The 23,940-nt window shown below is 60.3% G+C and carries 16 protein-coding genes; 12 read left to right on the forward strand and 4 right to left on the reverse strand.

What is annotated here, in order from left to right; genetic code table 11:
- The first annotated feature begins 30 nt into the window (after positions 1 to 30).
- On the forward strand, positions 31 to 1,425 hold the full coding sequence (gene dnaB / locus QRN50_RS13195; RefSeq protein ID WP_003317209.1) for a replicative DNA helicase: 1,395 nt from the start codon (positions 31 to 33) through the stop codon (positions 1,423 to 1,425).
- 59 nt (positions 1,426 to 1,484) lie between these two features.
- On the opposite strand, the gene QRN50_RS13200 is transcribed toward dnaB, so the two are convergent.
- Positions 1,485 to 4,364, reverse strand: a complete 2,880-nt coding sequence (locus tag QRN50_RS13200) for an RHS repeat-associated core domain-containing protein (RefSeq protein ID WP_096126981.1) — start codon at positions 4,362 to 4,364, stop codon at positions 1,485 to 1,487.
- On the opposite strand from QRN50_RS13200, the gene QRN50_RS13205 reads away from it, so the two are divergent.
- The 6 genes from QRN50_RS13205 to azu all read left to right on the forward strand — a co-directional run bounded on the left by QRN50_RS13205 (position 4,363) and on the right by azu (position 14,728).
- Positions 4,363 to 4,581 (forward strand): hypothetical protein, encoded by a 219-nt coding sequence (locus tag QRN50_RS13205; protein ID WP_129398343.1) that lies wholly within the window; start codon positions 4,363 to 4,365, stop codon positions 4,579 to 4,581. The genes QRN50_RS13200 and QRN50_RS13205 overlap by 2 nt on opposite strands.
- Positions 4,556 to 6,865 (forward strand): YgiQ family radical SAM protein, encoded by a 2,310-nt coding sequence (locus QRN50_RS13210; protein ID WP_011266500.1) that lies wholly within the window; start codon positions 4,556 to 4,558, stop codon positions 6,863 to 6,865. The genes QRN50_RS13205 and QRN50_RS13210 overlap by 26 nt, the downstream gene beginning before the upstream one ends.
- 507 nt (positions 6,866 to 7,372) lie before the next feature.
- Positions 7,373 to 10,651: a transglutaminase family protein gene (locus QRN50_RS13215; RefSeq protein ID WP_096126982.1), complete on the forward strand. Its 3,279-nt coding sequence runs from the start codon at positions 7,373 to 7,375 to the stop codon at positions 10,649 to 10,651.
- Positions 10,652 to 10,740: 89 nt separating this feature from the next.
- Positions 10,741 to 13,236 (forward strand): circularly permuted type 2 ATP-grasp protein, encoded by a 2,496-nt coding sequence (locus tag QRN50_RS13220; RefSeq protein ID WP_096126983.1) that lies wholly within the window; start codon positions 10,741 to 10,743, stop codon positions 13,234 to 13,236.
- Positions 13,236 to 14,129, forward strand: coding sequence for a transglutaminase family protein (locus QRN50_RS13225; protein WP_096126984.1), 894 nt, complete (start codon positions 13,236 to 13,238; stop codon positions 14,127 to 14,129). The genes QRN50_RS13220 and QRN50_RS13225 overlap by 1 nt, the downstream gene beginning before the upstream one ends.
- Positions 14,130 to 14,281: 152 nt before the next feature.
- Positions 14,282 to 14,728: an azurin gene (gene azu / locus QRN50_RS13230; RefSeq protein WP_057457384.1), complete on the forward strand. Its 447-nt coding sequence runs from the start codon at positions 14,282 to 14,284 to the stop codon at positions 14,726 to 14,728.
- Between the two features lie 198 nt (positions 14,729 to 14,926).
- Here azu and nadE read toward each other — a convergent pair whose 3' ends face one another.
- The 3 genes from nadE to QRN50_RS13245 form a co-directional block, all read right to left on the reverse strand.
- The gene (gene nadE, locus QRN50_RS13235) at positions 14,927 to 15,754 is read right to left on the reverse strand and encodes an NAD(+) synthase (protein ID WP_003317217.1); all 828 of its coding nucleotides are present in this window, start codon (positions 15,752 to 15,754) and stop codon (positions 14,927 to 14,929) included.
- A 26-nt stretch (positions 15,755 to 15,780) separates the two neighbouring features.
- Entirely contained in the window at positions 15,781 to 17,004 is a 1,224-nt protein-coding gene (gene pncB / locus QRN50_RS13240) for a nicotinate phosphoribosyltransferase (RefSeq protein ID WP_057450409.1), read from the reverse strand.
- 99 nt (positions 17,005 to 17,103) lie between these two features.
- Positions 17,104 to 18,009: a LysR substrate-binding domain-containing protein gene (locus QRN50_RS13245; RefSeq protein ID WP_004407856.1), complete on the reverse strand. Its 906-nt coding sequence runs from the start codon at positions 18,007 to 18,009 to the stop codon at positions 17,104 to 17,106.
- Positions 18,010 to 18,508: 499 nt separating this feature from the next.
- On the opposite strand from QRN50_RS13245, the gene QRN50_RS13250 reads away from it, so the two are divergent.
- The 5 genes from QRN50_RS13250 to QRN50_RS13270 all read left to right on the forward strand — a co-directional run bounded on the left by QRN50_RS13250 (position 18,509) and on the right by QRN50_RS13270 (position 23,622).
- Positions 18,509 to 19,645, forward strand: coding sequence for a branched-chain amino acid ABC transporter substrate-binding protein (locus tag QRN50_RS13250; protein ID WP_096126985.1), 1,137 nt, complete (start codon positions 18,509 to 18,511; stop codon positions 19,643 to 19,645).
- Positions 19,646 to 19,806: 161 nt separating this feature from the next.
- Positions 19,807 to 20,721 (forward strand): ABC transporter permease subunit, encoded by a 915-nt coding sequence (locus tag QRN50_RS13255; protein WP_096126986.1) that lies wholly within the window; start codon positions 19,807 to 19,809, stop codon positions 20,719 to 20,721.
- Positions 20,722 to 20,723: 2 nt separating this feature from the next.
- A complete protein-coding gene (gene livM, locus QRN50_RS13260) occupies positions 20,724 to 22,037 on the forward strand; it encodes a high-affinity branched-chain amino acid ABC transporter permease LivM (protein WP_057458435.1) in 1,314 nt (437 codons plus the stop codon).
- Entirely contained in the window at positions 22,034 to 22,909 is an 876-nt protein-coding gene (locus QRN50_RS13265; RefSeq protein ID WP_096126987.1) for an ABC transporter ATP-binding protein, read from the forward strand. Before livM ends, QRN50_RS13265 begins: the two co-directional genes overlap by 4 nt.
- On the forward strand, positions 22,906 to 23,622 hold the full coding sequence (locus QRN50_RS13270) for an ABC transporter ATP-binding protein (protein ID WP_004407872.1): 717 nt from the start codon (positions 22,906 to 22,908) through the stop codon (positions 23,620 to 23,622). Before QRN50_RS13265 ends, QRN50_RS13270 begins: the two co-directional genes overlap by 4 nt.
- The last annotated feature ends 318 nt before the right edge of the window (positions 23,623 to 23,940 follow it).

Consider the following 23,940-nt stretch of genomic DNA (forward strand, 5'->3'; position numbering starts at 1 on the left):
CCATTCTGCAAACCCCGAATTAAAGTGGCCATGAACGATATTTCCGCCCCCGAGCAATACGATCTGCAAACCGCCGCCCTGAAGGTGCCGCCACATTCCATTGAGGCCGAACAGGCTGTACTCGGTGGTCTGATGCTGGACAACAACGCCTGGGAGCGGGTGCTCGATCAAGTTTCCGATGGCGATTTCTATCGACATGACCACCGCCTGATATTCCGCGCCATCGCCCGATTGGCCGACCAGAACAGCCCGATCGACGTGGTCACCCTGGCTGAACAGCTGGACAAGGAAGGGCAGACCTCGCAAGTGGGCGGCCTGGGCTACCTCAGTGAGCTGGCGAAAAACACGCCTTCTGTCGCCAACATCAAGGCCTACGCGCAGATCGTCCGGGCCCGGGCCACGCTTCGGCAGTTGATCGGCATCAGTACCGAAATCGCCGACAGTGCGTTCAACCCCGAAGGCCGGACCGCCGAAGAGATTCTTGACGAGGCTGAACGGCAGATCTTCCAGATCGCCGAAGCGCGCCCCAAGACCGGCGGTCCGGTCAGCGTCAACGACCTGCTGACCAAGGCCATCGACCGTATCGATACGCTGTTCAACAGCGACAACGCCATTACCGGGCTGTCGACCGGGTATACCGATCTCGATGAAAAGACCAGCGGACTGCAACCCTCCGACCTGATCATCGTCGCCGGACGTCCGTCGATGGGTAAGACCACCTTCGCCATGAACCTGGTCGAGAACGCGGTGCTGCGCAGTGACAAGGTGGTGCTGGTCTACTCGCTGGAGATGCCAGGCGAATCGCTGATCATGCGTATGTTGTCCTCGCTGGGGCGCATCGACCAGACCAAGGTGCGGGCCGGCCAGCTTGATGACGATGACTGGCCGCGTCTGACATCGGCGGTCAATCTGCTCAATGACCGCAAGCTGTTCATCGACGACACGGCCGGTATCAGCCCGTCCGAAATGCGCGCGCGGACGCGGCGGATCGTGCGTGAGCATGGCGACATCGCCATGATCATGATCGACTACCTGCAGTTGATGCAGATTCCCGGCTCCAGTGGCGACAACCGTACCAACGAGATTTCCGAGATCTCGCGCTCGTTGAAAGCACTGGCCAAGGAATTCAACTGCCCGGTGATTGCCCTGTCGCAGCTCAACCGCTCCCTTGAGCAGCGTCCCAACAAACGCCCGATCAACTCCGACCTCCGGGAATCCGGAGCGATCGAGCAGGATGCCGACGTCATCATGTTCGTTTACCGGGACGAGGTGTATCACCCGGAAACCGAGCACAAGGGCATTGCCGAGATCATCATCGGCAAGCAGCGTAACGGCCCCATCGGCACCACGCGCCTGGCGTTCATCGGCAAATACACGCGCTTCGAGAATCTGGCACCGGGCAGTTACAACTTTGACGACGATTGATTTTGCCGCCAGATGCTGTTGCCGTTTCATCATGGCTCGTGCTGAGACGGTGGCAGCATCTATCGGTGCGTATCCGTGATTCGGGTTGGATACAATCGCCCTGTTTTTTTGTTTTTTGCCAGTAGCAACCGCATTCTGCCTCTGCCTGTGGCGCCGCCTAACCCGAGAAGGTCCAGAGAGATTTCTCCTGTCCTTAACTTGTGTGCTGAGGCGCCGTTAAAACCTCGCTCATTGAAACTGTCGATCGCCTTGGTGACGGCTGATGTCACTTCATCCTCTCCAAATGTGTTTTTAGCATCCTCGAACACTGTGGAGTTAAAAAAGTCGCCGATAGCAACCTTGGCGAATGTTGTCGCTCGCTTCTTTTTTACTGGGGCATTAAGACTGGGGGCTTCAGGCGTGGATGTACTTGTTCCTGCAGAGTCGCGATAACGCTTTTTATCTTCAGGAGATACGGTGGGTTCTGATGTCTCAGTAATAGATGTCCGGTTGCTCACGTTGCTTAAGGTGCTCACATTGCTCACATTGCTCACATTGCTCGCGCGGCGGGACAGGTCAGGATACTCTGCGGCCCTAAGCTCCATGTGGATGAGTTTCGTTGACTGGCTTAAGAATTCAGGCGATTTGCTGTGTTTTTTGAAAAAGTCTTGCTGGACTGATTTGGGGAGGTAATACGCATGTACCGATCCAGTCGGGTCGTCGTGCCGAAAAAATATATCCCTGGGTCTCGCGTTGACGCTGCTCATGAAGCCGTGAAGTTCTTTAATCTCATTGCTGTCAAGCCCAAACTCACTGGCCGCACTATCAGAAAAAGCCCTATAGTCCTTTAGTCTGGCGTTTTTCCGGGTCCACGAGGTGTAGGCTAGAAGTGCCCAGGTGGTCAGTCCCATAGCGACTACCCCAATAGTAATGCCTATGGAAATGAGCGTCATGCCGTCAAAATCAATGCTCTGGCCACCCTCTGGGTCGACTCTGCTGACGGGGTTGTTTCTGGTCATTCGGTAAAGGTTCAGCCCCTCTACATCGCCTAGCGGGTCTGCACTCATCCAGCGCATCAGCCAAGGCGCGTAATACCTCACGCCGTAGTAATAAAGACCCGTGCTGTCCCGCTCCTTGCCAGAGTAGCGGATGACTTTATAGGACGCTTCAACAGCCGAGCGCGCAGCCCACCATGCGGTCCCTCCGAACGGGTAATACCCTTCATGGCTGATCAGCTTTGCCTGGGCATCCAGCTCAAGTGTGCTTGAGCCCAGGTGGTCACCGATGCTGTAGCGGAGCTGATTGTTGTCTATCGCATCCGGTTTGCCCTCTAGCCAGTGCAGGCAGCGCACGTTAGTCCGTCCGGCGTACACTGTGATGACTTCCAGTCGCTCGCCGGTTGCACTGTTTGTACGGATTTCCAGGCCTGGCAAATAGCGCACGTCGCATTGGTGCTGGAATGTCCGGGTCATGGCCTTCGCTGTTTTACGCATGCGCTGGCCGCTAGCGTCGTAAGCGTAGTGTTCGCCGTCTTCTGGTTGCTCGGAACGAGTAACGGCATCCACCTTGATCAGGCGGTTTCCCGAGTCCCAGTGCAGCGCTCGTCCCGCAACCAGCGCTTGCTGATTGCCATTGGCGTCGAATTGTTTATCGAAGTCTGGTGGCGCGTTACCCTCGCTCCAGGGCAAGGCCCGGTTGCTTTTGGTATCGACGATCATGTGACGTGTGTACGCTTGCGCACCCTTGTGAATGAGCTTTAAGAGATTGCCCGCATCGTCGTAGGAATAACGTTGGGTGTAATTGAGTAGCTGACTTTCATCCACTGGTAGCCGGGCGAGCTCCGGTAATTCAGGGCGAATCCCCGCCAGGGCGGTTTCGCGACCGCTGGCCCTGATTAACTGGTAAAGGCTGTCATATTCGTATTCATTGACGGCATCAATGCGCTGGCCTGAACAGTGGCGTGCGGGCTGTGCCTCGTCCCGAATCCTGGTTACATTTCCCACTGGGTCGTAGTCGTACAGCAGGTGCTGCAGTTGCTTGACTCCCGGACGGTAGGTGATTAGCTCACCCATGCGACCATCAGCAGGATCAAAGCTTGCGCAACTGATGACTCCGTTACCGGCTGTTTGCGACTCGATACGGCCATGCGCGTCGTACATCAATCCATGCAGCAGTACCTGATCGCTCCCGTTCATCACCCTCAGGCGGGTAGCCTTCAACTGGCCCGACACGTCATAGGTCGACGTATGACGATTGCCTGATGCATCGGTTTGGTCAAGTACCTCGCCCATAGCGTTGAAGCGTGCTTTGCTTGAGAAACCAGGGCCGGGCTCCAGCAGCTCATCCTGATGCAGAGCGTCTTCAGGCCAGTTCGGTAGATCGTTCTTCTGCAGAAAGCGTCGGGTCTGCTGGAGAATCTGCCCTGATACGCCACAGGCATCGATAAGATCGCTACCCGATCCGTCGTAAGTCTGAATCAGGTGGCCGCAGACATTGTTGGCAGCGGCCAGCTCTGAACTATCGGCATATGAGAAACGTTCTGATGTTCGGCAGGGCTGGCCCCTGGGCTTTTCGTTGATCGCCAAGGGGCGCAGCAGTTCGTCGTAGCGGGTTGTCCAGTGGGTACCGCGTGCGTCATGGTGTTCCAGCAACTGACCCGCCTCGCCATAAAGGGAAACCCGGCAGCCTGCGTCGACACTGTTTACCGCCAGGGGCGCGCCGGTGAGGCTGAATACCGTGCTCAGGTTCGGGCGAGTGAATGGCTCGGTGGTCAATTGCCTGAATAGCCTGGCGTCCCATCTGGCGACGGGTCTTGCCGCTGCATCATACTGCTGGCGTTCCGGGCGCGCCTGCGAACTATCACCCGGTGTGCCGCGGTAATAACTCACACTGCGGATTGGCAGCCCCCGGCTATCAGTCACCATAAGCGTGGGTGTATGTCGGTGCAGGGAATCAGGCATGGTCGTAGATTTCCATCAGAGCGCGGAATCAGGGTATTCCGACTCGATAAGTCGCGGTACTGTGATAAATAGCAGTGAGGCGCGCCAGGCGAATGATCTTGCTATTCCGACCATTGCCGTCGGACTTGATCAAAAAATGTGCTATATTCCGCGCCCGCGATTTTTCCAACGTGCAAACGTAGGTCCTGAACATGCAATCAGCCAAGCCGTTATTTGACTATCCCAAGTACTGGGCCGAATGTTTCGGACCAGCACCTTTCCTGCCCATGAGCCGGGAAGAAATGGATCTGCTTGGCTGGGATTCCTGCGACATCATCATCGTTACCGGTGATGCGTACGTGGATCACCCGTCTTTCGGCATGGCGATCATCGGTCGTCTGCTCGAATCCCAGGGCTTTCGGGTCGGGATCATCGCGCAGCCCGACTGGCAGTCCAAAGACGACTTCATGAAGCTCGGCGAGCCGAATCTGTTTTTCGGTGTCGCTGCCGGCAACATGGACTCGATGATCAACCGCTATACCGCGGACAAGAAAATTCGCTCCGATGACGCCTATACCCCGGGCGGCATGGCCGGCAAACGTCCGGACCGCGCAAGTCTGGTGTACAGCCAGCGCTGCAAGGAAGCCTACAAGCACGTGCCTATCGTGCTGGGTGGCATCGAAGCTTCGCTGCGCCGCATCGCGCACTATGACTACTGGCAGGACAAGGTTCGCAACTCGATCCTGATCGACGCCTGTGCCGACATCCTGCTGTACGGCAATGCCGAACGTGCGATTGTCGAAGTCGCCCAGCGCCTGTCCTACGGCCACAAGATCGAAGACATCACCGACGTGCGCGGTACGGCGTTCATTCGTCGTGACACGCCGCAGGGCTGGTATGAGGTCGATTCCACGCGTATCGACCGTCCGGGCAAGGTCGACAAGATCATCAACCCGTACGTCAACACCCAGGACACTCAGGCCTGCGCCATCGAGCAGGAAAAGGGCAACGTCGAGGACCCCAACGAAGCCAAGGTGGTGCAGATTCTTGCCAGCCCGCGCATGACCCGCGACAAGACGGTCATCCGCCTGCCTTCAGTGGAAAAGGTCCGTAACGACGCTGTGCTGTATGCCCACGCCAACCGCGTGCTGCACCTTGAAACCAACCCGGGCAACGCTCGCGCGCTGGTTCAGAAGCATGGCGACGTTGACGTCTGGTTCAACCCGCCGCCCATTCCGATGACCACTGAAGAAATGGACTACGTGTTTGGCATGCCTTACGCGCGCGTCCCGCACCCTGCGTACGGCAAGGAAAAGATCCCTGCCTACGACATGATTCGTTTCTCGGTGAACATCATGCGTGGCTGCTTCGGCGGCTGCACCTTCTGCTCGATCACCGAGCACGAAGGACGGATCATTCAGAACCGCTCCGAAGAGTCGATCATTCGCGAAATCGAAGAGATCCGCGACAAGGTGCCGGGCTTTACCGGGGTCATTTCCGACCTGGGCGGGCCGACCGCGAACATGTATCGCATCGCCTGCAAAAGCCCGGAGATCGAGTCGGCCTGCCGCAAGCCGTCCTGCGTATTCCCGGGTATCTGCCCGAACCTGAATACCGATCACTCGTCGCTGATCCAGCTGTATCGCAGCGCGCGCGCCTTGCCGGGCGTGAAAAAGATCCTGATCGCCTCTGGCCTGCGCTACGACCTCGCGGTCGAGTCGCCGGAGTACGTCAAGGAACTGGTCACGCACCACGTCGGTGGTTACCTGAAGATCGCCCCGGAACACACCGAGGAAGGTCCGCTCAACCAGATGATGAAGCCGGGCATTGGCAGCTATGACAAGTTCAAGCGCATGTTCGAGAAGTACACCAAGGAAGCCGGCAAGGAGCAGTACCTGATTCCTTACTTCATCGCCGCCCACCCGGGTACCACCGATGAAGACATGATGAACCTGGCTTTGTGGCTCAAGGGCAATGGTTTCCGTGCGGACCAGGTGCAGGCGTTCTACCCGTCGCCGATGGCCACGGCCACGGCCATGTACCACTCGGGCAAGAACCCGCTGCGCAAGGTCACCTACAAGAGCGATGCCGTCACCATCGTGAAGAGCGAAGCGCAACGTCGTCTGCACAAGGCTTTCCTGCGCTATCACGACCCGAAAGGCTGGCCGATGCTGCGTGAGGCACTGGAACGCATGGGCCGTGCCGACCTGATCGGGCCGGGCAAGGATCAACTGATCCCGTTGCATCAGCCGGCTACCGACAGCTATCAGAGTGCGCGCCGCAAGAACTCGACGCCGGCGGGCAGTCACAAGGTTGCGAAAAACGCCAAGACCACGCTGATCCAGACCCAGCACACCGGCCTGCCGCCGCGCGGAAGCGATGGCAGCAAGCCGTGGGACAAGCGCGAAGAGGCCAAGGCTGCCGCCATGGCGCGCAACAAGCAGGCCGCCAAGGAGCGCATGGATGCAGCCAAAGGCAAAGGCACCAAACCGCCCAAGCGCAAGCCGGTGGTGCCACGCTAACTTGGGGTATCAGGGCAGACGCAGAGCGTCCGGAACTGCGTGTCCATACATAGGTTCTGAAGGCCGCTGAATAGCGGGCTTCTGCCCGGAGGGCGTGGGAGCGAACTTGTTCGCGATCTGCCGGGGACCGGCAGTAAGGCGGACGCAGAGCGTCCAGAACGGCATGTCGACGCGGAGCGTCGCACGATAGTCGAGATCATCGTTCCTCACGCTCCAGCGTGGGAATGCCGTTCGTGACGCTCCGCGTCACACCACTCCCGCCGTGCCGCTCTATCCATCAACGCCACATACCCACGCCGCTCACAATTCTTCACCCCCCACTCATTCCCTCTGCCACACTGTCTGCCTTATTAGCGTGCAACCCTTGCACCGCTGGCTTCGGCCGGCACGATTTTGGTGCTGCGCCCGTTCAGGCGGGGAGTTCCAATCTCGTTGGCGCACGACTTTGACCGGATGGCATAAGTCTTGCGCGGCTCAATTACCGTTCAGGCTCGCAGGAGGCACGCCGTGTCGATTCATATTGCCTTGCACCATGTCACGCATTATCGCTACGACCGCGCGGTCGAACTGGGTCCGCAGATCGTTCGCCTGCGCCCGGCCGCCCATAGCCGCACACGCGTGCTGTCGTATTCGCTGAAAGTCCTGCCTGAAAACCATTTCATCAACTGGCAGCAGGACCCTCAAGGTAATTACCTGGCGCGTCTGGTCTTCCCGGAAAAGACCGATGAATTCCGCGTCGAAGTCGATCTGGTCGCCGAGATGGCGGTGTTCAATCCGTTCGACTTCTTCCTCGAGCCCTACGCCGAGAACATCCCGTTCACCTACGCCAGCGAAGAGCAGCGCGAGCTGGCGCCGTACCTTGAAAAACTGCCGCTGACCCCGAGATTTCAGGCGTACCTGGACAGCATCAGTCGCGAGCCGATTCCGGCCATCGACTTTCTGGTCGGCCTCAATCAGCGCCTGAGTCAGGACGTGGCTTACCTGATCCGCATGGAACCGGGCGTTCAGACTCCGGAATTCACCCTGGAAAACGCCTCGGGCTCGTGCCGTGACTCGGCCTGGCTGCTGGTGCAGTTGCTGCGTCATCTGGGCATGGCGGCGCGCTTCGTGTCGGGCTACCTCATTCAGCTCAAGGCCGATGTCGAGGCGCTCGATGGGCCGTCGGGTACGGATGTCGATTTCACCGACCTGCACGCCTGGTGCGAGGTCTATCTGCCGGGTGCGGGCTGGGTCGGGCTGGATGCCACTTCCGGCCTGTTCGCTGGTGAAGGGCACATTCCCCTCGCATGCAGCCCTGAACCGTCCTCTGCAGCACCGATCAGCGGTCTGGTCGAGCCCTGCGAAACCGAATTCAGCCATGAAATGTCGGTCGAGCGTATCTGGGAGGCGCCGCGCGTCACCAAGCCTTACACCGAAGCGCAATGGCAGGACATCCAGGCCCTGGGCCGACAGATCGACGCCGATCTGCTGCGCGACGATGTGCGCCTGACCATGGGCGGCGAGCCGACCTTCGTGTCCATCGACGATCGCGATGGCGCCGAATGGAACACCGCCGCGCTGGGGCCGCGCAAGCGTGAGCTGTCCGCCGAGCTGTTCCAGCGCATGCGCGGGCATTACGCGCCGCTGGGCATCGTGCATTTCGGGCAGGGAAAATGGTATCCGGGTGAGCAGTTGCCGCGCTGGTCGCTGAACTGCTTCTGGCGCAAGGACGGCCAGCCGGTGTGGCGCAATAATGCACTGATCGCCGATGAAACCCGCGACTACGGCGCTACCGGCGAACTGGCGGGGCGTTTTCTGGCCAGCGTTGCCGAGCGTCTGACGCTGCCGGCCCGCTTCGTGTTCCCGGCTTACGAAGACAATTTCTACTACTTGTGGCGCGAAGGCGCGTTGCCGGTCAACGTCACGGCCGAAGACTCGCGGCTGGGCGATGAGCTGGAGCGTGCGCGCCTGCGCAAGGTCTTTGCCCAGGGGCTGGACAAGATGATCGGTCAGGTCCTGCCGCTGGCCCGCAACGCGGACGGTGGCAGCTGGCAGAGTGGCCGCTGGTACCTGCGTGACGAGCATTGCCGTCTGGTGCCGGGCGATTCTGCGCTGGGCTATCGATTGCCGCTGGCGTCGCAGCCTTGGGTCAAGGCGGCGGAATACCCGTTCATTCACCCGACCGACCATAACCAGGACTTCCCCGAGCTGGCCGACAGCGACTCGTTGACCTCGGCGCTCAAGTCCACAGACACGGACGCCGAGCGCGCGCCGAAGATCGACGAGTCGGCCGACTGGCTGACCCGCACGGCGTTGTGTGCCGAAGCGCGCGAAGGGCGGCTGTACCTGTTCATGCCGCCGCTGCAAAAGCTTGAGGAATACCTTGAGCTGGTGGCCGTGATCGAAGCGACGGCAGAAGAACTGCAGTGCCCGATCCTGCTGGAAGGCTACGAGCCGCCAAGCGATCCGCGGCTGTGCAATTTCCGGATCACGCCAGACCCTGGCGTGATCGAGGTTAACGTGCAGCCTTCGGCGAGCTGGGACGAGCTGGTCGAGCGCACCGAGTTTCTCTATGAACAGGCGCGCCTCACGCGTCTGACCACCGAGAAGTTCATGATCGATGGCCGTCACACCGGCACCGGCGGGGGCAACCATTTCGTCCTGGGCGGCGCGACGCCGGCGGACTCGCCGTTTCTAAGGCGTCCGGACATGCTGCGCAGCCTGATCAGCTACTGGCACAACCATCCTTCGCTGTCGTACCTGTTTTCCGGCCTGTTCATCGGCCCGACGTCCCAGGCACCGCGCATCGACGAGGCGCGCAACGACTCGCTCTACGAGATGGAAATCGCTTTTGCGCAGATGCCGGCGCCAGGCGAGAAAGTTGCGCCGTGGGTGGTGGACCGTCTGCTGCGTAACCTGCTGATCGACGTCACCGGCAATACCCACCGTGCCGAGTTCTGCATCGACAAGCTTTACTCGCCCGATGGCGCAACCGGACGCCTGGGGCTGCTCGAGCTGCGCGCCTTCGAGATGCCGCCGCATGCACGCATGAGCCTGGCGCAGCAGTTGTTGCTGCGCGCCCTGGTGGCGCGCTTCTGGCGTGAACCCTACGCCCCCGCGAAACTGGCGCGCTGGGGCACGCAACTGCATGACCGCTTCATGCTGCCGCACTTCATCGAGCAGGATTTTGCCGATGTGGTTGCCGACCTCAACGCGGCAGGCTACCCGGTGCAGGCCGACTGGTTCTCTGCGCACCTGGAATTCCGCTTCCCGAAAGTGGGCGATTACGCCGTCAACGGTATCGAGCTGGAACTGCGTCAGGCGCTGGAGCCCTGGCATGTCCTGGGTGAAGAGGGCTCGGCCGGCGGCGCGGTGCGCTACGTCGATTCATCGCTGGAGCGTCTGCAAGTGCATATCAGCGGGCTGCCGCCGCAGCGCTACGTGCTGACCTGTAACGGTGTGGCAGTGCCTCTGCAGCCGACCGGGCGGGCCGGCGAGTTCGTTGCCGGTGTGCGTTATCGCGCCTGGCAGCCGGCCAACTGCCTGCAACCGACCATCGGCGTGCATGCGCCACTGGTTTTCGATCTGCTCGACACCTGGATGCACCGCTCGCTGGGTGGCTGCGAGTATCATGTCGCCCATCCGGGCGGCCGTAATTACGAAACCTTGCCGGTCAACGCCAACGAAGCGGAAAGCCGTCGCCTGTCACGTTTCTTCCGCATCGGCCATACCCCGGGCAAACTGGACGTTCCGTCGCTCAACATTAACGACGAGCTGCCGATGACGCTGGATATGCGTCTGCATTAAAAAAACAGTGGCTCTGTGCGTCAGATGCACACGGACGTGACATCTGACTGCACTAATCTGAAGTCCTTACGTTGCCTGCCGAGCCTTCCATGCCCGACCTGCTTGACCACTACCCGCTGTCCGAGGGTACCTACCACGAAATGCTCGACGCCTACGGAGCCGTTCGCCCGCACTGGCGTCGTCTGTACGAGCACATGCGGCGCAGCAGTGCAGCGCAACTGATCCAGCGTCAGGCCCTGCTGACCCGGCAGATTCAGGAAAACGGTGTCACCTACAACGTCTATGCCGACCCCAAGGGCGCGGATCGCCCGTGGGAGCTGGACCTGTTGCCGCACATCATTGCCGCGGATGAATGGCAGCACGTGGCGGCAGGGATTGCCCAGCGTGCGCGGCTGCTCAACGCAGTGCTCGCCGACCTTTACGGCCCGCAGACGCTGATCGCCAATGGCCTGTTGCCCGCCGAACTGGTGTTTGGCCACAACAACTTTCTCTGGCCCTGTCAGGGTGTGAAGCCTCCGGAAGGCACGTTCCTGCACATGTACGCCGTTGATCTGGCGCGTACCCCGGACGGGCGCTGGTGGGTGACTGCCGACCGTACCCAGGCGCCTTCGGGTGCCGGTTATGCGCTGGAAAACCGCCAGAGCGTCGCGCGCGCCTTGCCGGAAACCTACCGCGACCTGCAAGTCCGGCACCTGTCGGGTTTCTTCGATGCGCTGCAGCAGACCCTGGCCCGTCAGGCGCCGACCAGCAACGAAGCCCCCCTGATCGTTCTGCTGACGCCGGGCCGTTTCAACGAAAGCTACTTCGAACACTTGTACCTGGCGCGGCAACTGGGCTATCCGCTGGTCGAGGGGGGCGATCTGACGGTGCGCGATGCCACGGTCTACCTGAAGACCCTCAGCGGCTTGCGTCGGGTTCACGCCATCATGCGCCGGCTGGACGATGACTTCTGCGATCCCCTGGAATTGCGTACCGATTCTGCGCTGGGTGTGCCGGGGCTGCTTGAGGCGGTGCGTCAGGGCAATGTACTGGTCGCTAACGCGTTGGGCAGTGGTGTGCTGGAGTCGCCCGGGCTATTGGGCTTTTTGCCGAAAATCAGCCAGTACCTGTTCGGCGAGGATCTGATCCTGCCCTCGGTGGCGACCTGGTGGTGCGGAGAGCCGCCGGTGCTGGCTCAGGCGCTGGAAAAACTGCCGGATCTGTTGATCAAACCGGCGTTCCCCTCGCAGCACTTCGCGCCGGTGTTCGGCCGTGATCTGAATGAGGAGCAACGCCTCGCACTTGCCCAGCGCATGCAGTCGCGGCCCTATGCCTACGTCGCGCAGGAGCTGGCGCAGTTGTCCCATGCTCCGGTGCTGCAGGCCGATGGCACCGGTTTGCAGCCGCGCGCCATCGGCATGCGTGTGTATGCCGTGGCCAGCCTCGACGGCTATCGCGTGCTGCCGGGCGGCCTGACCCGAGTGGCCGCTGAAGCCGACGCCGACGTGGTTTCGATGCAGCGTGGCGGGGCGAGCAAGGACACCTGGGTGCTGGGCGAGCGCTCGCACCTCGGCGAGCCGTGGAAAGGCCAGCGTAAGCTGGGTGTCTACGACCTGATCCGTCGCGATCCTTATCTGCCGTCACGGGTGGTGGAAAACCTGTTCTGGTTCGGCCGTTACTGCGAGCGCTGTGACGACAGTGCGCGCCTGCTGCGCATCATGCTGACGCGCTACGTCGACGATGATGACCCTCTCGCGCTGCAAGCCGCCGTTGCGCTGGCCGAGAGCCTGGGCATGCTGCCCGAGGCGCAGGAGGGCGAAGAGCTTAGGGATCGCCTGCTTGTCGCGCTGCTGGGCGACGAGTGGCCGTTCAGCCTTCGGGCCAATTTGCAGCGTCTGCAATGGGCCGCTTCGCAAGTGCGGGGCAAGTTATCCAAGGAAAACTGGCAGGCGCTGGTCGAGTTGCAGCGCGAGGCCCTGAGCCTGGAAAGCGAAGAGCCGGATTTCGGCGAACTGCTGGATTTTCTCAACCGTCTGGTGATGTCGCTGGCGGCCCTGTCCGGCTTCGCCATGGATGACATGACCCGCGACGAGGGCTGGAGCTTCCTGATGATCGGGCGACGGATCGAGCGCCTGAAGTTTCTCAGCACCAGTCTCTCGGCGTTTTTGCGCGGGCTGGTGGTTTTCGAGCGGGCCGGGCTGGAGTGGTTGCTGGAGCTGGGCAACAGCAGCATCACCTATCGCTCGCGCTACATGGCGGTGCCGCATCTGATTCCGGTGCTGGACCTGTTGCTGCTGGACGAGCAGAACCCGCATGCGGTGCTGTTCCAGCTTAAACTGGTGCAGCGCTCGTTGCGCCGCTTGAACGACGAGTTCGATGCGCCGCGCGACAGCAGCCTGGCGGTGCTGGCCCAGCGTCTTGCCGCGTTCGACCTGGGCAGCCTGGAGAATCCCTTGTTTGGCCAGAGCAGTATCGACGCCGTGCTCGACGGGCTGGCGGACCTGCTGCAGAGCATCGGTGATTGCAGTGGACAGGCATCCGATCGCCTGGCGTTGCGCCACTTTGCCCACGTCGATGATGTCAGCCAACGCACGGTGTCTGTCTGATGAGCGCTTTCTACCAGATTTTCCATGACACGCATTACAAGTACGACAGCCCGGTCTCGCTGGCCCAGCAACTGGCGCACCTGTGGCCGCGCACCAGTCCCTGGCAGCGTTGCACCGAGCAGGCGCTGGAGATTCTTCCGGAGCCCACCACGCGTCGTGATGAGCTGGATGTGTTCGGCAACCCGCTGACCCGTCTGGCCTTCGAGCGTCCGCACGATGAGTTGCAGGTCAATGCGCGGTTGCGTATCGAGGTCATGGAGAAGCCGTTTCTGGATTTCAATCTGTCGCCGGAATGGGAAGTGACCCGCAGTGCGCTGACGTACAGCGCCAAGCCGATGACCGAGGACATTCTGGAGGCCTGCCGCTATCGCTTCGAATCCCCCTACGTTCACCTGAAGCGCTCGTTCGTCGAGTTCTCGCAGGTCTGTTTCCCGCCGGGCCGCCCGTTGTTGCTGTGCGTACAGGCCTTGATGGAAAAGATTTTCGAGGAATTCACCTTCGATGAAGAAGCCACTCAGGTCGCCACGCCGCTGATGGAAGTGCTGGAGCGGCGGCGCGGCGTGTGTCAGGACTTCGCCCATTTGATGCTGGCGTGTCTGCGTTCCCGTGGCCTGGCGGCGCGCTATGTGAGCGGCTATCTGCTCACCCAGCCGCCACCGGGGCAGCCGCGGCTGATCGGTGCCGATGCCTCGCACGCCTGGGTCTCGGTATTCTGTCCGGCCTCGGGCTGGGTCGACTTCGACCCCACCAACAACGTGCAGCCTGCGCTGGAGCACATCAGCCTGGCCTGGGGGCGCGATTTCTCCGATGTCTCACCGTTGCGTGGCGTGATTCTGGGCGGCGGCACGCATGATCCGGAGGTGCGGGTCACGGTGATGCCGGTCAGCGGCTAATTACCGGGTCCCGTGAATCGTTCTTCAAAAGGACGCTCTGTCACGAGCGTCCGAGAGACGGTTTGACGCACGTCCTTGGAACCCCGGCGCTGATCGGGCACTCTCTTCTTACATCAGTTTTACGTTAATCAAGTCCTGCCCTGGAGATTCAAATGATTCGCAAGCTTGTAGCGATTTCGCTGTTGTCGCTGGCCAGTGGTCAATTGCTGGCTGCCGAGTGCTCGGTCACAGTCGATTCGACCGATCAAATGATGTACGACACCAAAGCCATTGAGATCGACAAGAGCTGCAAGGAATTCACCGTCAGCCTGACTCACTCCGGCAGCCTGCCGAAGAATGTCATGGGCCATAACTGGGTGCTGGGCAAAAAGGCCGACACCCAGGCAGTCGTCACCGACGGCATGGCCGCGGGCATCGACAAGGACTATTTGAAGCCGGACGACAGCCGCGTCATCGCCCACACCAAAGTCATCGGCGCTGGCGAAAAGGACTCGGTGACGTTTGACGTGTCGAAGCTCGACCCTGCACAGGAATACCAGTTCTTCTGCACCTTCCCCGGGCACATCAGCATGATGAAAGGCGCTGTGACCCTGAAGTAACGACAGGTCCCTTGAGCGTCTGAGAGTATCGTTCCTCACGCTCCGCGTGGGAATGCCGTTCGTGACGCTCTGCGTCACAGATCTGAGCCGCTGCGCACATTCAGGATCGGACGCGGAGCGTCCAGAACTGCATGCCGACGCAGAGCGTCGGCACGATAGCCAGCAATGAGCGTCACAAATCCGTGCCGCGCAGATCACTCACGGCGCGTACGGCAACTCGCGTTTGTGCTGGGTCTTGGCGTAGGTTTCGCAAATGATCCGGAACGCTTCCTCGCGTACCGGTTCGCCGTGCAGGAAGGCGTCGATCTCGGCGTAGGTCACGCCGTGCGAAGCTTCGTCCGGTTTGCCGGGTGACAGGTCTTCCAGGTCCGCAGTCGGCACTTTCTCGACCAGCGATTCAGGTGCGCCGAAATGGCGGGCGATGGCGCGTACCTGGTTTTTCACCAGGCCGCTCAACGGTGCCAGGTCGCATGCGCCGTCGCCGAACTTGGTGAAGAAGCCCATCACCGCTTCGGCCGCGTGATCGGTGCCGATCACAAGGCCATGGTAAGCGCCGGCGACGGTGTACTGCGCGACCATGCGCATGCGCGCCTTGGTGTTGCCGAGCACGAAATCCACCGAAGTCGCTGGAAGCCCGTCGAAGGCCTTCACCTCAGCGGCCAGGGCCTTGACGCTGCTGCCGATGTTGATGGTATGGCGCTCGTCCGGCTCGATGAAGTCGACAGAGGCCTGGGCTTCGTGCTCATCGGCCTGCACCACATAAGGCAGGCGCACGGCGATGAAGCGATAGGCGTTGTCACCCGTGCTTTCACGCAGTTCCTTGACCGCGCGTTGGGCGAGCAGGCCGGCCGTCAGCGAGTCGACTCCGCCGCTGATGCCGAGCACCAGAGTCTTGAGCCGTGCGTTCTGCAGGCACTCCTTGATGAAGTTGACGCGGCGGGCGACCTCGGCCTGCAGCGCGTTCTGGTCCGCGAAAGGTGGCTGGACCTTGAGCTGTTCAGCAATCTGGCGCTGTACGGCGTGCATGATTCACTCCTCGTAGATAGGACAATTCAAGCGGGTTTTTCCGGGGTCGGCAAATCCGGCACCTTGAACACATGCCGCAGGTAAGCGACAAAGTTCGGGTCCTTGCACTGCGTCTTGCCGGGCTCGTCAGAGATCTTCGCCACGGCCTGACCGGCGCACGCCGTCATTTTCAATACCATGTTCATCGGCGCAATGCCGGGGATGTCGGCCGTCAGGTTGGTGCCGATCCCGAAGCTGACATTGATGCGTCCGCGCAACGCGCGAAAGATATCGAGCGCCTTGGGCAGGTTCAGCCCATCGGAAAACACCAGGGTCTTGCTCATCGGGTCGATACCGAGCTTCTGGTAATGCGAGATGCATTTTTCGGCCCACTTCACCGGGTCGCCCGAATCATGGCGCAAACCGTCGAACAGCTTGGCGAAGTACAGATCGAAGTCGTTCAGGAAGGCATCGGTGGTGATGCAGTCGGTCAGCGCGATCCCCAGCAGGCCGCGATATTCACGGACCCAGCAATCGAGCGCGGCAATCTGACTGTCGATCAGACGCGGTCCCAGCTGCTGATGGGCCATGATCCATTCGTGGGCCATGGTGCCCAAGGGCTTGAGGTCAAGCTGGCGGGCCAGATGCACATTGCTGGTGCCGACGAACTGGCCTGGAAAGTCGTTTTTCAGGACGCCGAGCATTTCTTCCTGCACGCGGTAGGAAAACCGCCGGCGCGTGCCGAAGTCCGCCACTTTCAGCTCGGCCAGCTCATCCGTCGTGGCATGCGTGGTCAACCATTCGAACTTGTCATACAGACGATCCCGCGCCTGGCTGAGCAGGGTGTCCGGGTAGCGATGCCGGTTGCGCACTTCGCTGACGATGGCCAGCAGCGGCACTTCGAACAGGATGACGTGCAGCCACGGCCCGTGCAGGCGAATGCACAGTTCGTCATTCTCGATGGTGGTTTTCACGTAGCGGGTATTGAAGCGGAACAGCCCGAGAAAGCGCAGAAAATCCGGTTTGATGAAGGTGATGCGTTCCAGAAAGGCCAGATGTTCGGGGCTTAGCGACAGCTCGCACAACAGCTCGATCTGGTGCTTGATTTCATCCAGATAGGGGCGAAGGTCCTCCCCGTTGCGGCAACGGAATTCCCACTCGACGTCCACGTTCGGGTAGTTGTGCAGGACGGCCTGCATCATGGTCAGCTTGTAGAAATCGGTATCGAGCAGGCTTTGCACGATGCGATTGGAAAAGGCGCTCTCGCTCATTGAATCAGGCTCTCCAGAGCAGCCGGATAAAGTGGGGCGCGTGACTTCCTGTCTGTCACCATGGAAGGCTCACGGCCGGATGGGTGTGCATTGTCGCCCTTAAGCGGGGGGTTGATCCAACTGTTCCAGCATCCACTGTAGAAAAACCCGGATTTTGGGCACGTCGGCGGTGTGTTCCGGATAGGACAGGTAGTAGGCGCTGTTAGTGCTGGGCAATGCGTAATCCCAGGCAATCACCAGTTTGCCCTCGGCCAGTTCCTCCTCGACCAGAAAGCGTGGCAGCAGCGCGACACCGCAGCCGACCTGTGCCGCGCGGATGCACATATAGAAGGTTTCAAAGCGCGGCCCGTGATAGCTGTGGTCGGTGTGATAGCCCTGGCTTTCGAACCATTCATGCCAGGCTTCGGGGCGGAAGGCATTCTGCAACAGGACCAGTTCACTCAGTTGGGTCGGGTCGGCGAGAGGCTCGTCCGGCAGGCTTTCGGGGGCGCACACCGGCACCAGTTCCTCACCGAACAGCTTCACGCTTTCTGCGCCGGGCATGGCCGCCTGGCCGAAATAGAACGACACGTCACAGCGGCCCTTGATCAGGTCATCGGATTCCTGTTCGTTGATAAGGTCCAGGTGAATGTGCGGGTGACGCAAGCGCCAGCCCTTGAGGCGCGGCACCAGCCAGCGCGCGCCAAATGTCGACGGGGTGGAGACGCGCAACACCTCGGTTTCTCCGCCGTAGGAGCGCAGGAAGTGGGTAGACATCTCGATCTGGGTCAGGATCTTGCGCACTTCAGCCAGGTACAGCGCCCCGGCTGGCGTCAGTTGCAGACGGCGGCGCACGCGCTGAAACAGCAGGTGCTGAACCAGCTCTTCGAGTTGTGCGACCTGCTTGCTGACGGCGCTCTGGGTCAGGTTGAGTTCTTCTGCCGCGCGCGTGAAGCTCAGGTGCCGGGTCACTGCCTCAAAGCATTGCAATGCGGCTATCGAGGGCAGGTGACGTTTGTTCAGCATGATGACTTCTCTGTCTGCGGCGCGCGGGGGCTGGCGTAAGCGTTATGAATAATCGGAATGATATCTCGCTTAAAGGTCGTTTGTCGGGTGTACGCGGGGAGGTTATTACTGGCGTCGCGTGACGCGCTTTTCAGAATCTGACGATGGCTGCGGCAGGTCTCGTTTAATCCGCTAGCCTCAAATGGTGCGTCTCGTAGCGTTCACGCACCGGGCGTGTGCAATTCGGTGACGTGTGCTGTTACAGGTGGGTTGCCCATCCCGGCATGTGCTGGTTGCTACTCGAGTGCGCGTGGGTTGCTCTTTTTTCGTCCGGGGTTGCACCTTGCGCGCCCGAAGTGCCCACGGTGCCCTGTTGCGCGGTGTTGAATGATGGAACGACACGAAAAACACGACATCGCCCTCAACCAAAAAGCGATGGCACGCGCCTTGCTCTGAGCAACTCTGTATCTGTTCGATCATGAAAGTGCCAACTAAAAAAATACCCTCAGGAGCACCACTTATGTCGCATACGTTTTACAGGAAAGGTTTTCTGGCAATCGCAGTGGCTACTGCATTGGGCGTGTCTTCGTTTGCACAGGCGGACGTGAAAATCGGCGTAGCGGGCCCGATGACCGGCGCGAACGCGTCGTTTGGTCAGCAGTACATGAAGGGCGCGCAGGCAGCAGCCGACGCGATCAATGCGGCAGGTGGTGTCAACGGGGAGAAAATCGTACTGGTCGCGGGCGATGACGCTTGTGAGCCCAAGCAGGCCGTGGCAGTTGCCAACCGCCTGGTGGATCAGGACAAGGTGATTGGCGTGGTCGGTCACTTCTGCTCGTCGTCGACCATCCCTGCTTCGGAGATCTACGGCGATGCTGGCGTTATTGCCATTACGCCAGGCTCGACCAACCCGGCCGTGACCGAGCGTGGCCTGAAAGAGATGTTCCGCATGTGCGGCCGTGACGACCAGCAGGGTATCGTTGCCGGCGACTACATCGTCGACGTGCTCAAAGGCAAGAAAGTCGCCGTTATCAACGACAAGGACACTTACGGTAAGGGCCTCGCTGACGCAACGGCCAAGCAACTGACCGCGCGTGGCGTCAAGCCGATCCTCGAAGAGGGTCTGACCCGTGGCGAGAAAGATTTCAGTGCGCTGGTCACGAAGATTCGTTCGGTGGGCGCTGACGTCGTGTACTTCGGCGGTCTGCACCCGGAAGCCGGTCCGCTGGTTCGGCAGATGCGCGAGCAGGGCCTCAAGGACGTCAAGTTCATGTCCGATGATGGCGTCGTGACCGACGAGCTGGTCACCACTGCAGGTGGCGCACAGTACGTCGATGGCGTGTACATGACCTTCGGCGCTGACCCGCGCGTACTGCCGGACAGCAAGGCTGTGGTGGATCAGTTCCGCAAGGCCGGTTACGAGCCTGAAGGTTACACCCTCTACGCCTACGCTTCGGTACAGGCCCTGGCGGCCGGTTTCAATGGCGCCAAGTCCAACAAGGGTGACGCAGCTGCCACGTGGCTCAAGGCCAACCCGGTCAAGACCGTCATGGGTGAAAAAGCCTGGGATGCCAAGGGTGACCTGAAAGTCTCCGACTATGTGGTTTACCAGTGGGACGCCGCCGGCAAATACAAGCAACTCGAAAAACAGAAGTGAGATAGACCTCGCGTCAGTCCTGCGCGTCAGGTGCTGACCCGGTGATGGGCTCGCCCATGAGCGAGCCTGCATCTCTTTTATCGTTTTCGGACCTGTCGGTCATGCCTCACGAGGGTGTGACTGGCGGGGTGCTGAGCTGCCTTTTTGTGTGAGCGTGCGTGATGGATGGAATCTTCCTGCAACAAATGGTCAACGGACTCACTCTCGGGTCTGTCTACGGCCTCATCGCCATCGGCTATACGATGGTCTACGGCATCATCGGCATGATTAACTTCGCCCACGGCGACGTGTACATGATTTCCGCCTACCTGGCCGCTATCGGCCTCGCGGTTCTGTCTTTCTTCGGCGTGGAATCCTTTCCGTTCCTGATTCTCGGTACGCTGATTTTCACCATTGTGGTCACCGGCGTTTACGGCTTCGTCATCGAGCGCGTGGCGTACAAGCCTCTGCGCAACTCGACCCGTCTGGCGCCGCTGATCAGCGCTATCGGCATTTCCCTGATCCTGCAGAACTACGCACAGATCAGCCAAGGCGCGCGCCAGCAAGGCGTGCCTACGCTGCTCGAAGGCGCGTGGCGCTTCGAGGTCGGCAGCGGCTTCGTGCAGATCACCTACACCAAGATCTTCATCCTCATCGCAGCGTTCGTCGGCATGGGCGTGCTGACCTACATCATCAGGTACACCAAGCTGGGCCGCATGTGCCGGGCCACCCAGCAAGACCGCAAGATGGCCTCGATCCTCGGCATCAACACCGATCGGGTCATTTCCTATGTGTTCATCATCGGCGCGGCCATGGCGGCGCTGGCCGGTGTGCTGATCACCATGAATTACGGCACGTTCGACTTCTATGCCGGCTTCATCATCGGCATCAAGGCGTTTACTGCCGCCGTGCTGGGCGGGATCGGCTCGTTGCCGGGTGCCATGCTGGGCGGTTTGATCCTGGGGGTTGCCGAGTCGCAGTTCTCCGGTCTGATCAACTCCGATTACAAAGACGTGTTCAGTTTCGGCCTGCTGGTGCTGATCCTGATTTTCCGTCCCCAAGGCCTGCTGGGTCGCCCACTCGTGGCGAAGGTATAAGTATGTCCGCTCCTGTTGCTGTTCCTGTTTCCAAACCTGTCGACATCAAGAAGAGTCTGATCGATGCCGTAGTCGCCGGGTTGCTGGCGCTGATCGTGTTCGGCCCCATTGTCGGGATCGTGCTCGATGGCTACAGCTTCAACCTGCAACCGACCCGCGTGGCCTGGCTGGTGGGCGTGGTCATGATCGGTCGCTTTCTGATCAGTCTGTTTCTGCAAACACCCAGAGGCCTGCGTGTTTCCCAGAGCTTCGAAAGCTCCGACTCCGGCGTGCATGTACTCAAACCGGATCATCGATCGAGCCTGTACTGGGTCATTCCGCTGCTGATCGTGATTGCCATCGTGTTCCCGATCTTCGCCAACAAGTACATTCTGACCGTGGTCATCCTCGGTCTGATCTACGTGCTGCTGGGCCTGGGGCTGAACATCGTGGTCGGTCTGGCGGGGTTGCTCGACCTTGGCTACGTGGCGTTTTACGCCATCGGTGCTTATGGTCTGGCGCTGGGCTATCAGTATCTGGGCCTGGGCTTCTGGTCGGCCTTGCCGCTGGCGGCGATCGCGGCGGCGCTGGCCGGGTGCATTCTCGGCTTCCCGGTGTTGCGCATGCATGGCGACTATCTGGCCATTGTGACGCTCGGGTTCGGCGAGATCATTCGCCTGGTGTTGAATAACTGGCTGTCGTTCACCGGCGGCCCGAACGGTGTGCCGGTGCCGGCGCCCACCTTCCTCGGGCTGGAGTTTGGCCGACGCGCCAAGGACGGCGGGGTGCCGATCCATGAGTATTTCGGCTTCGATTACAACCCGGACCTGAAATTCATCTTCATCTACACCGTGCTATTCCTGGTCGTGCTGGCGGTGCTGTTCATCAAGCATCGCCTGACCCGCATGCCGATCGGGCGTGCATGGGAAGCCTTGCGCGAAGACGAGATCGCCTGTCGTTCGATGGGCCTCAATCATGTGCTGGTCAAGCTGTCGGCGTTCACCATCGGTGCGTCGACCGCAGGCCTTGCCGGAGTGTTTTTCGCCAGCTATCAGGGCTTCGTCAACCCGACCTCATTCACCTTTTTCGAGTCGGCGCTGATTCTGGCGATCGTGGTGCTGGGCGGCATGGGCTCGACTGTCGGTGTGGTGATCGCCGCGTTCGTGCTGACCGTTGCGCCTGAACTGCTGCGCAGCTTCTCCGAATACCGCGTGCTGCTGTTCGGGATTCTGATGGTGCTGATGATGATCTGGCGACCACGCGGCCTGATTCGCATCAGCCGCACCGGGGTGAAACCGCGCAAGGGCGCGCTGGTGACAGAGAGGGCTGCGCGATGAACACTGAAGTGATTCTCTCCGTCGAGCACCTGATGATGCACTTTGGCGGCATCAAGGCCCTCAGCGACGTCAGCCTCAAGGTCCGGCGCAATTCGATCTTCGCCCTGATCGGCCCCAACGGTGCAGGCAAGACCACGGTCTTCAACTGCCTGACCGGTTTCTACAAGGCCACTGGCGGGCGCATCGAGCTGCACACCCGTGGCAAGACCACCAACGTGATCAGGCTGTTGGGCGAACCGTTCCAGGCGACCGACTTCGTGTCGCCGAAAAGCTTCCTCAGCCGGGTGTACTACAAAATGTTCGGCGGCACCCATCTGGTCAACAGGGCAGGGCTGGCGCGCACGTTCCAGAACATTCGCCTGTTCAAGGAAATGTCGGTCGTCGAAAACCTGCTGGTCGCCCAGCACATGTGGGTCAACCGCAGCCTGATCAGCGGGATTCTGAATACCAGGGGCTATCGCAAGGCCGAAGAGGATGCGCTGAACACTGCGTTCTACTGGCTGGAGGTGGTCGATCTGGTGGACTGCGCCAACCGTCTGGCTGGCGAGTTGTCCTACGGGCAGCAGCGCCGTCTGGAGATTGCGCGAGCCATGTGCACGCGGCCGCAGGTGATCTGCCTGGATGAGCCGGCTGCCGGTCTCAACCCGCAGGAAACCGAGGCACTCAGCGGCATGATCCGCCTGCTGCGTGACGAGCACGACATGACCATTGTGCTGATCGAGCACGACATGGGCATGGTCATGGGGATTTCCGACGATATTGTGGTGCTCGACCATGGCAACGTGATTGCGATGGGCGGGCCGGAACAGATCCGTAATGATCCGAAGGTGATCGCTGCGTATCTGGGCGCTGATGAAGAGGAGCTGGTATGAGCAAGCCGATCCTCGAACTGAAAGAGATCGATGTGTTTTACGGGCCGATTCAGGCCCTGAAGAAAGTCTCGCTGCACATCAATGAGGGTGAAACGGTGAGCCTGATCGGCTCCAACGGCGCGGGCAAGTCCACGCTGCTGATGTCGATCTTCGGTCAGCCGCGCGCGGCCAGCGGGCAGATCATCTATCAGGGCACCGACATCACCCAGAAGTCCTCGCATTACATCGCCTCCAACGGCATTGCGCAGTCGCCGGAGGGACGGCGGGTCTTTCCCGACATGTCGGTCGAAGAAAACCTGATGATGGGCACCATTCCGATTGGCGACAAGCATTCGGCCGAAGACATGCAGCGCATGTTCGAGCTGTTCCCCAGGCTCAAGGAGCGCCGCAATCAGCGCGCCATGACCATGTCCGGAGGCGAGCAGCAAATGCTCGCCATCGCCCGTGCGCTGATGAGTCGTCCGAAATTGCTGCTGCTCGATGAGCCAAGCCTGGGTCTGGCCCCGATCATCGTCAAACAGATCTTCTCGACCCTGCGTGAACTGGCAGCCACGGGCATGACGATATTTCTGGTCGAGCAGAACGCCAACCATGCGCTCAAGCTGTCCGACCGGGCCTATGTCATGGTCAATGGCGAGATTCGCCTGTCCGGCACGGGGCAGGAATTGCTGGTAAATGAAGAGGTAAGGAACGCTTATCTGGGCGGGCACTGAGTTCGTCAAAACCCTGCCGTTTTCGTCGCGCGCCCCGGATGCTCAAACATCCGGGGCGCGGTCGTCTGCAATTGTGGAAAACAATTTTGGCGCGTCTGATAAGTGCGACATAAAACCGCTGCAAAGGGTTGTTTTGTCACCGTTTTGACTTGTTCAGGTTTACTGTGGAACCGGCTGTTAATAACTTGGGAGTATTTACCTGCAGCCCTTTATGCATAAGGCCTGCAGAAGAATGATCAAATTTCGTACAGAGGTTTTCGGCCGACGTGACGGGGCATTTGTCAACAGCATCCGGGCTGGTCGTTCATACAGGCTTTA

Origin of the sequence: Pseudomonas sp. MEJ108, from assembly GCF_030208985.1 — a bacterium.
Taxonomy (GTDB): Bacteria; Pseudomonadota; Gammaproteobacteria; order Pseudomonadales; family Pseudomonadaceae; genus Aquipseudomonas; species Aquipseudomonas fragariae.